General features: G+C 45.3%; 10 protein-coding genes. 9 read left to right on the top strand and 1 reads right to left on the bottom strand.

What is annotated here, in order from left to right; translation table 11 throughout:
- Positions 1-90 precede the first annotated feature (90 nt).
- A complete protein-coding gene (locus tag AB4351_RS16270) occupies positions 91-411 on the bottom strand; it encodes a hypothetical protein (RefSeq protein ID WP_372126584.1) in 321 nt (106 codons plus the stop codon).
- A gap of 450 nt (positions 412-861) precedes the next feature.
- Here AB4351_RS16270 and AB4351_RS16265 point away from each other — a divergent pair, with 450 nt between their 5' ends.
- The 9 genes from AB4351_RS16265 to AB4351_RS16225 all read left to right on the top strand — a co-directional run bounded on the left by AB4351_RS16265 (position 862) and on the right by AB4351_RS16225 (position 7,613).
- Entirely contained in the window at positions 862-1,491 is a 630-nt protein-coding gene (locus AB4351_RS16265; protein WP_372126582.1) for a PepSY-associated TM helix domain-containing protein, read from the top strand.
- Positions 1,492-1,588: 97 nt separating this feature from the next.
- Positions 1,589-2,107, top strand: a complete 519-nt coding sequence (locus AB4351_RS16260) for a DUF2271 domain-containing protein (protein WP_372126581.1) — start codon at positions 1,589-1,591, stop codon at positions 2,105-2,107.
- Positions 2,108-2,218: 111 nt separating this feature from the next.
- Positions 2,219-3,055 carry a DUF4198 domain-containing protein gene (locus AB4351_RS16255; protein WP_372126579.1) on the top strand — a complete coding sequence of 279 codons (837 nt, stop codon included), beginning with the start codon at positions 2,219-2,221 and terminating at the stop codon, positions 3,053-3,055.
- A gap of 116 nt (positions 3,056-3,171) precedes the next feature.
- Positions 3,172-3,507, top strand: a complete 336-nt coding sequence (locus AB4351_RS16250; protein WP_048608222.1) for a hypothetical protein — start codon at positions 3,172-3,174, stop codon at positions 3,505-3,507.
- Positions 3,504-4,097, top strand: coding sequence for a DUF6162 family protein (locus AB4351_RS16245; RefSeq protein ID WP_372126577.1), 594 nt, complete (start codon positions 3,504-3,506; stop codon positions 4,095-4,097). The genes AB4351_RS16250 and AB4351_RS16245 overlap by 4 nt, the downstream gene beginning before the upstream one ends.
- A gap of 45 nt (positions 4,098-4,142) precedes the next feature.
- The gene (locus AB4351_RS16240; protein WP_372126575.1) at positions 4,143-5,078 is read left to right on the top strand and encodes a metal ABC transporter solute-binding protein, Zn/Mn family; all 936 of its coding nucleotides are present in this window, start codon (positions 4,143-4,145) and stop codon (positions 5,076-5,078) included.
- Positions 5,078-5,812, top strand: a complete 735-nt coding sequence (locus AB4351_RS16235; RefSeq protein WP_333912431.1) for a metal ABC transporter ATP-binding protein — start codon at positions 5,078-5,080, stop codon at positions 5,810-5,812. Before AB4351_RS16240 ends, AB4351_RS16235 begins: the two co-directional genes overlap by 1 nt.
- Positions 5,812-6,687, top strand: coding sequence for a metal ABC transporter permease (locus AB4351_RS16230; protein ID WP_048612637.1), 876 nt, complete (start codon positions 5,812-5,814; stop codon positions 6,685-6,687). The genes AB4351_RS16235 and AB4351_RS16230 overlap by 1 nt, the downstream gene beginning before the upstream one ends.
- A gap of 2 nt (positions 6,688-6,689) precedes the next feature.
- Entirely contained in the window at positions 6,690-7,613 is a 924-nt protein-coding gene (locus tag AB4351_RS16225) for an ABC transporter substrate-binding protein (RefSeq protein WP_372126572.1), read from the top strand.
- The last annotated feature ends 89 nt before the right edge of the window (positions 7,614-7,702 follow it).

Genomic DNA, 7,702 nt, shown 5'->3' with positions numbered 1-7,702 from the left:
AAGCCGCGATGAACCTTTTTAATTCTAGCGACTTAAGCCCATCTAGAGACGTTAGCTCATTTAGCGTTATCTTGGACTGGACTGGGTTGATTAAGGCTCGCACATCGTGCCACTAAGCGTTGCACTTTGAATGGCGCCACTGGTGTTAGCGACCCAGTTAATGGTGCAATCGCGATAAGGGTTCTTAAAGGCATATAAAGTGTAACCATTATCTAGTGGTTTCTTCGTCTCAACCCAAGCATAGTTTCGAGACGCCCAAAAGCTGATAGGACGTGAGCGTTCGGTTAGATACTGCTCTTGTGCATCGGTTATGTCTGAGCCAATGTATTCTTGGACGTGCTCTTCTGTACTGCTCATTTGGCTACTGCACGCTGTTACGAGCGCTGTAAAAGCCAAAACAATAATACGTATTTCAAAATCCCTTTAAGCCTTATTAGCTATCGTTAAATCGGTTATTAGTCTGTATTTAACAAACCGCATCAACCGAAGAGTCCGCCGTTTGTGTATGATCTTAAAAATGTTCCAAAGATCAAATAGCCCCAAAGGTTAATAGTCACGAAGGTAAATAGTCCCAACTTTCATTCCTTAAAGCCACAACTGCTACCTTAAACCAACCTCAATCAAGCATGTTGATATTGAGATTTTTTGAGGTTTGACCTTACTATCGATGACCTCAAATACAAGCTATCCATTCCCTTTAGTACAAGTTAGCAAGAATATGCATACAGTTCGATTACTTCCCATGTAATGTTATGTAAATTTCCTTACGCCGCTCGGCAAACGTAAACAATGTAAATTGAATGCCAATACGAATGATTATCAACTAAATTGACGCCATAAAATTTATAGGTATTGGTTTGTATGTCGTTAAAAAGTAGGGCGATTCAATCATGGGCTCGTCGACTTCATGTTTATATTTCAATGGCACTTCTGTTCGTTGTTCTTTTCTTCTCAGTGACAGGTATCACCCTGAATAGACCCGAGTTATTTGAGTCAAGCCAACCCAATATCCAACGCTCTACTTTAGAGCTTCCTACGAGTTTGTTCACGATCCAAGACGGGAGACTAAAAGCCGATGAAAATGCCTTCGAAGCATTTCTGTTTGAAGAGGCTAATTTGTCTGGTGTTCCTTCTGGTTTAGACATCTACGCCGAAATTGAAGACGGTGAGTTGCTTATCGGTGAAGTGTCCATGGATTTCAAAGGACCAGGTTACAACGCGTCTGTATTTGTTGACGTGACCTCTGAAATGGTCGAGGTCGAAACCACGAACTACGGCGCGATTGCATTGTTGAACGACCTACACAAAGGCCGTAACAGCGGTGAGGTGTGGAAATGGTTCATCGATATCACAGCACTACTGATGGTCTTCTTTGTACTTACCGGCGTGTGCTTACTGTTACCTAAGAAAAAAACACTCAACACCTCCATTAAATGGACGGTATTTGGCTCTGCAATCTCACTTGCTATCTATTTTGTCGCCGTACCTTAACCCTTAATTAGCTTGATGAAGCGGGTAGATGAGTTGGTTTGATGAATCGACTCAAAGAACGAATTAAAGGTTAAACGGATTTAAAAGGTTGTTAAACTTGAAAAAAATGAACTGGAGCAAGGCGCTTCTTGCTTTATCTCTTTTGCCAAGCCTAGGTATGGCACAAGCGATTCCTGATACGGCAAAACTTGATGTCACTTTCGAGCTTCCAAAGATTGATACCTCTATGTATGCGCGTCCTTATGTGGCGGTGTGGGTAGAGAACAGCGAACGAAAGTCAGTGAAAACCATTGAACTTTGGGTCGGTAAAGATGAATGGCTGAAAGATCTACGCAGCTGGTGGAGAAAAGTTGGACGTTACGATCGCGAACTCGTTGACGCCGTGACATCCGCAACGCGCCCAGCAGGCAAGTACCGCTTTGTTTGGGATGGTAAGAGCGATGACGGTCAAGATCTAGAGCAAGGCGAATACACGGTTCATATCGAAGTGGTTCGTGAGCACGGCGGCCGTAACTATCTTCGTCAAAAAGTATCACTCACAGATTCAAACGCTTCTTATGAGCTAAAGGCAACAGAAGAGACGGGTGAAATCACACTGAATTACGTAGCTAAATAGACAACGCAGCAGTGAACACCGATTGGTTTAAGAATCAGAACAGAATCGATAGTAGTCATCGTAGGCTCAGATTGAGCGACACGGCTAAAAATTATAAATAATGGAATGAACATGATGAAACAGACAAAAATGAAGGCACTTGCTCTAGCGGGTGTTATGGCGTTCGGCCTAGCGGCTACGACAACAGCACAAGCTCACCCACGCTGGATTTTGCCATCGCACTTTACCGTATCGAAAGAAGGCGGTGATTGGCTAACGTTCGATGTGACGGCGTCTCACGGCACGTTTGTTTTTGATAAGCCTGCAGGCAGCGAAAATGCACATGTCATCATGCCTGATGGCCGTAGCGAGCGTCCTAACTTTGTTGTTCTCGGTAAACGTCGTTCAATCTTCGATTTCTACTTTGAAGAAGAAGGTACACACAAAGTTGCGATTAACAACCAGCCATCTTACTACACACAGTACAAAGCGGGCCGTCGTGACACTGTGAAATGGATCAAAGCGAACAAAGCGGAACGTGACTCTGTACTTCCTGAAAAGTCACGTGACGTGGTAACACAAATCAGCTTCACTCGCGCTGAAAGCTACATCACAGTAGGTAAGCCAACGGATTCAGTATTCAAAATTGAAGGAAAGCTTCTAGAAATGAAGCCTGTGACACACCCTTCAGACATTGTTGAAGGCGAACCAGTCACGTTCCAATTCTTCTACAACGGTGAAATTCAAAAAGACGTGAAAGCTGAGATCACTCGTGAAGGCACGCTTTACCGCAACCACCAAGAACAGATTGATGTAGTGAGCGACGAGAACGGCGAAATCACGTTCACTCCAGATGTAGCGGGTCGTTACGTAATGAAAGCGAACTACAAAGGTGAGTTGATTGACAACCCACTGGCAGACAAAGCAAGCGCGAACGTTCACCTAACGTTCGAAGCACTGCTTCAATAATCTGTGATGTCGGGGCTAGATCCCTGATTAAGCAACCAAAAAACTTAAGGGCTCATTTGAGCCCTTTATCGCTCAGTTTACTACTGAGAATTTGCACTGTGGCTAGGGTACGAACCATGACAATAAAAACAAAACTTAACGCATTAATGACTCCTTGCTTGGCTCTGGGACTTGGTTTCGCTGCATTACCTGCACAAGCACACTTTCCATTGATGAGCTGCTGGTTTGAAGGCAAAACTGTGGCTTGCGAAGCGGGCTATTCAGACGGCAGTAAAGCGATTGATTACGCGGTTGAGATGTACGACTACGAAGACAACTTGATTGCAAAAGAGATGACGGATAAACGCTCTATTGTTGAGTTTCCAAACCCAGACACTGAGTTCTACCTTGTGTTTGATTCAGGCCACGAGTTTCCTGTTGAAGTAGACGTTGTTGAGATCAGCGAAAAATGATGATTCAAGGCGTACGTGCCGATACGGGTGGCAGAGAAGGTAAATGGGTAGGGCTGATCATTGTGTTCATTCTGAGCTTTGCCACGGTTGCTATCCCATTTCACCAAGCAGAATCGCATATCGAAGCGGTACTTGATCATCAAATCTTAGTGACCGATGTCGAGCAAGAAAACTTGGCGATGTTATCAGAGCTACGTTTAGCGCATGAAGAGATTCGTGACCTGCGTATGGACTCAGACGGCGAATGGCCAAGTGTTGCGTCACTTAAAGATGAATGGGTCGCGCCATTTGTAGAAGACCAGAGTTGGAAGCGCAAAGGTTCTCATACTTGGTTATTGGACGAGCGTGGTTACTACTTTTCTACACCAAGTGAACAAGCTACATCAAGTGAATATGCTGCACAAAGCGATCATGGCTTTGCTGATTCCTTTATTTTGAACGCCAACAGCGTTTCTCCTGAAATCTGGATTTACCTGGGTGGCGTAGCAAGTCAACCGACTAATTTTGATGAAAACACACTTGAATCTGTTGGCTGGAAAATGGTCGTCAATGAATCAGAAGTTGAGCAGCATGATGCTTCTTCTCATTAAACAATCCGGCTTATAACAATGGTCACTAATAATAAGAGATTTACTATGCGAATTATGACTCTAATGATGTCGTTATTGGCGGTGTTCATGGCACCCAATGCATTGGCAAAAGAATACAAGATCGACAGCAATAAGCTGACGATTGGCATAACCCTTCAGCCTTACTACAGCTATGTAAAAGCCGTGGTGGGTGACAAAGTGAACATCCTTCCTTTGGTTGATGCCGGCTTTAATCCGCATAATTACTTGCCACAACCGAACGACTTGAAACGTTTGAGCCAGATGGACGCTATCGTGGTAAACGGTATTGGCCATGATGACTTCGCACTAAAAGTAATCTCAGCCGCGCAACGTGATGACTTGCTGGTGATCGAAGCGAACAAAGAAGTGCCTTTACTTCCAGCATTAGGCCAATCTGTGGGTCAAGGCGCGGTGAATCCGCATACGTTTGTTGGACTTTCGACAACAATTCAAAAGGTTTACACCATTGCGAGTGAGGTATCTAAGCTCGACCCTGACAACGCGGCTTTTTATCGTAAGAATGCACGTAAATACGCAAAGCAATTTCGCTTTATGAAGCGCGATGCGATGTTGTCATTAGGTGAGTTAGATACTTCAGGTATGAAGGTGGCGACCACGCACAATGCGTATGGCTATATTTTGCAAGAGTTTGGTGTAGATGTGGCAGCGGTGATTGAGCCTGCACACGGTGTTGAACCAAGTGCGAGCCAGCTGCAAGAGATGATCGAAAAGATCCGCGCATCGGGCATTGATGTTCTGTTCTACGAGCTAAACATGCCAAACCGTTTTGTTGACACGATTGAAGCGGAAACAGGTGTTCAGCTTTACCGTTTCTCTCACATGACGCATGGCGAATATGAAGACGACAAAGTCGAAGTTGAGATGAAGAAGAATCTCGAGACATTAATCGAAGCAATGAAATTTGCGGCGGCGAACCAAGCTAAAAGCGGGAACGCATAATGTTAGGTCCATCGATTTCAATCAATCAACTTGGTCTGCAATATGACAACAACGTCATTCTTGACGATATCTCACTAGAACTTAAAGCGGGTGAGTGCCATGTAATCATGGGGCCAAACGGCGGTGGTAAAACCTCTTTGTTGCGCTCTGTTCTTGGCCTTACGCCTTTCTCTGGGCAAATCAATATTCATTGGCCAAAAAAGCCAAGTATTGGTTACGTTCCTCAAAAAGCGACCTTCGAATCGAGCTTGCCTTTGACGGTCATGGATTTCGTGTTGCTTAACCAAACTCGAATTCCGCTATTTTGGCGTCGTAAGTCCAAGCAATTGGATCTTGCATTAGCACAATTGGATCGCGTCGGTATGGCGACACGTAGCGATCGCCGAATGGGACAGTTGTCGGGTGGTGAGCAGCAACGTGTGTTGTTTGCGCAAGCGCTATTGGATAACCCAAGTTTGCTGGTGTTGGATGAACCAACGACCGGTATGGATGAGCAGGGCGTTCGTTATCTTGAATCACTGATTCGTGAATGTGTTAATGAAGGGCGTACGATCCTTGCGGTTCACCACGATGTAACCGCAGTGCGTCGTCTTGAAGCCAATGTACATGTTGTGAATCGATTCTTGGTGGATAGTGGTCCACACGAACAGGTACTACATCCAAGTAAGATTGAGAGCTTATTCCAACATTACAGCAGTGGCGCTGCGATGAACAAACCGAAGGAGGTTGCGTAATGGATTGGTTACGACAACTTGCCATAAGTGGCGTTGAAGCGGGTTGGTTATCAGACAGCTTCATGTATGCCTTCATGGTGAATGCACTGGTTGCTGCATTGTTATTGGGACCGTTACTAGGTGGCCTGGGTACTTTGGTGATTGCCAAGCGTCTGGCTTTCTTCTCTGAAGCGGTAGGCCACGCGGCATTAACTGGTATCGCTATTGGTGTGTTGCTTGGTGAACCACCAGAAAATCCAATTATTGGTCTGTTTAGCTTCTGCATGATCTTCGCTCTGCTTCTTCACTTTGTAAGAAATAGAACCAATGTGCCATACGATACCTTAGTCGGCGTTTTCCTTGCGCTAGCGTTAGCGGTGGGTGCGGCGTTACTGATGTACGTGGCTCGTAAGATCAACATCCACATGCTTGAGAACGTACTGTTTGGTTCGATTCTAACGGTAACAGATCAAGACTTAGCAATTCTCGCGGGCAGCTGCGCGATCATTATTTTGCTCTTGATACCGACGTTCAACCGTATTCTTCTAACCTGTATCAGCCCTGATATTGCCAAGGTTCGTGGTTATAACACGAGTTTTTACGACTACTTGTTTGTCATGATGATCACCTTAGTGACGATTGCAGCGGTGAAGATTGTGGGTGCGGTTCTCGTTGGTGCGTTATTGCTGATCCCAGGGGCGACAGCTCGTTTGCTGACAAAACGCATGGGTAGCTTTGTTTTGCTGTCGGCACTACTGGCAACAGTCGCGTGTTTAGTTGGAACCGTCTTACCAATGGAGTTGAAACTGCCAGTACCTTCGGGCGCTTCAATCATCATCGTTTCTGCGACATTTTTCCTAGCGGCAACGCTATACCGAATTGTAAGAAAGGCATAATCATGACCTCTTTAATGAATCGTATCTCAAGCTCAGTGAAGGCAACGACTCAAGTAGGCGCACTAACTAGCTTATTGTTGGCTGGCTCAATGGTGTCTATCAGTGCTAATGCCGAGGATATCCTCACCAGTACGCCTGTGACTTATGCCTTGGCGACAGAGCTCACCAAAGGCACTGACATTACCACCGAATATCTGCCACCAAAACGCTACGGCATTGATCGTCTGCCAAACTGGTTTGGTACAAAGGGTGCAAGCAAAGTGCTTCATTCCGGCGAAAAGGCGACCGTAGCATTAACGCTGTCATCCATCTGGCAAGCTGACCCAACTTTTGTTTACGCAAGACAGGGCAATATCCGTTTGGTTGAGGTGGATGCGGCTCAAGCGATCACACCGCGTGCTCAAGGAGTTGCAGCGCTGACGTTATCCAATGGCGATGTGTCTAAATACGCATGGTTAAACCCAACCAACTTAACGCGCATGGCGGCGATTGTTGCTGATGACTTTAAGTTATTGTGGCCAGCGCAAGCTGAGACCATTGATAGCAACCTACAGCGTGTAATGCTTGATGTGCGTGAACTGATTAACAAACAACAAGCGGTGTTATTGGATAACGACGTAGATTCAGTCTTGTTGCTTTCAGAAAGCTTGGAAGATTTCGCTTCAGGTACTCAACTGTTTGTTGAAGAGCGTATGTTTAAGGCTGAACTGGAATGGACAAAACAAGACAAAGCCAAACTCAAAGCGATGTTTTCAGAAGACGATGCGCTATGGTTAGTCACAGCGAAAAAGCCAACGAACTTAATTAAGTCTCTAGTACCTAACGAGCGTATCTTAGTAGTTGATTCCGTTGACCGTTGGGGACGAGCGGGGATTAATGCAAAAGCGCCGTTTGCACGCTGGGAAGTTCGGCCTTTTAAAGGTTAAGTGGTTAAAACTAGTTAACTAATCACCAGCTCGTTCAAAAAATACGATCAAAAAAGCAGCCTAATTAGAGGTAATGCCGTTCACTTAAG

The sequence above is a fragment of the Vibrio sp. 10N.261.51.F11 genome (genome assembly GCF_041471665.1).
Classification (GTDB): domain Bacteria; phylum Pseudomonadota; class Gammaproteobacteria; order Enterobacterales; family Vibrionaceae; genus Vibrio; species Vibrio crassostreae_C.
Note: the sequence above shows the minus strand (reverse complement) of the source record. Positions and strands in the feature narration are given on the sequence as shown.

Bases quoted from the DNA above. Each gene is read 5' to 3' on its own strand.
- AB4351_RS16265 (WP_372126582.1), top strand. From the start codon at position 862: ATGTCGTTAAAAAGTAGGGCGATTCAATCATGGGCTCGTCGACTTCAT.
- AB4351_RS16255 (WP_372126579.1), top strand. From the start codon at position 2,219: ATGATGAAACAGACAAAAATGAAGGCACTTGCTCTAGCGGGTGTTATG.
- AB4351_RS16250 (WP_048608222.1), top strand. From the start codon at position 3,172: ATGACAATAAAAACAAAACTTAACGCATTAATGACTCCTTGCTTGGCT.
- AB4351_RS16245 (WP_372126577.1), top strand. From the start codon at position 3,504: ATGATGATTCAAGGCGTACGTGCCGATACGGGTGGCAGAGAAGGTAAA.
- AB4351_RS16240 (WP_372126575.1), top strand. From the start codon at position 4,143: ATGCGAATTATGACTCTAATGATGTCGTTATTGGCGGTGTTCATGGCA.
- AB4351_RS16235 (WP_333912431.1), top strand. From the start codon at position 5,078: ATGTTAGGTCCATCGATTTCAATCAATCAACTTGGTCTGCAATATGAC.
- AB4351_RS16230 (WP_048612637.1), top strand. From the start codon at position 5,812: ATGGATTGGTTACGACAACTTGCCATAAGTGGCGTTGAAGCGGGTTGG.
- AB4351_RS16225 (WP_372126572.1), top strand. From the start codon at position 6,690: ATGACCTCTTTAATGAATCGTATCTCAAGCTCAGTGAAGGCAACGACT.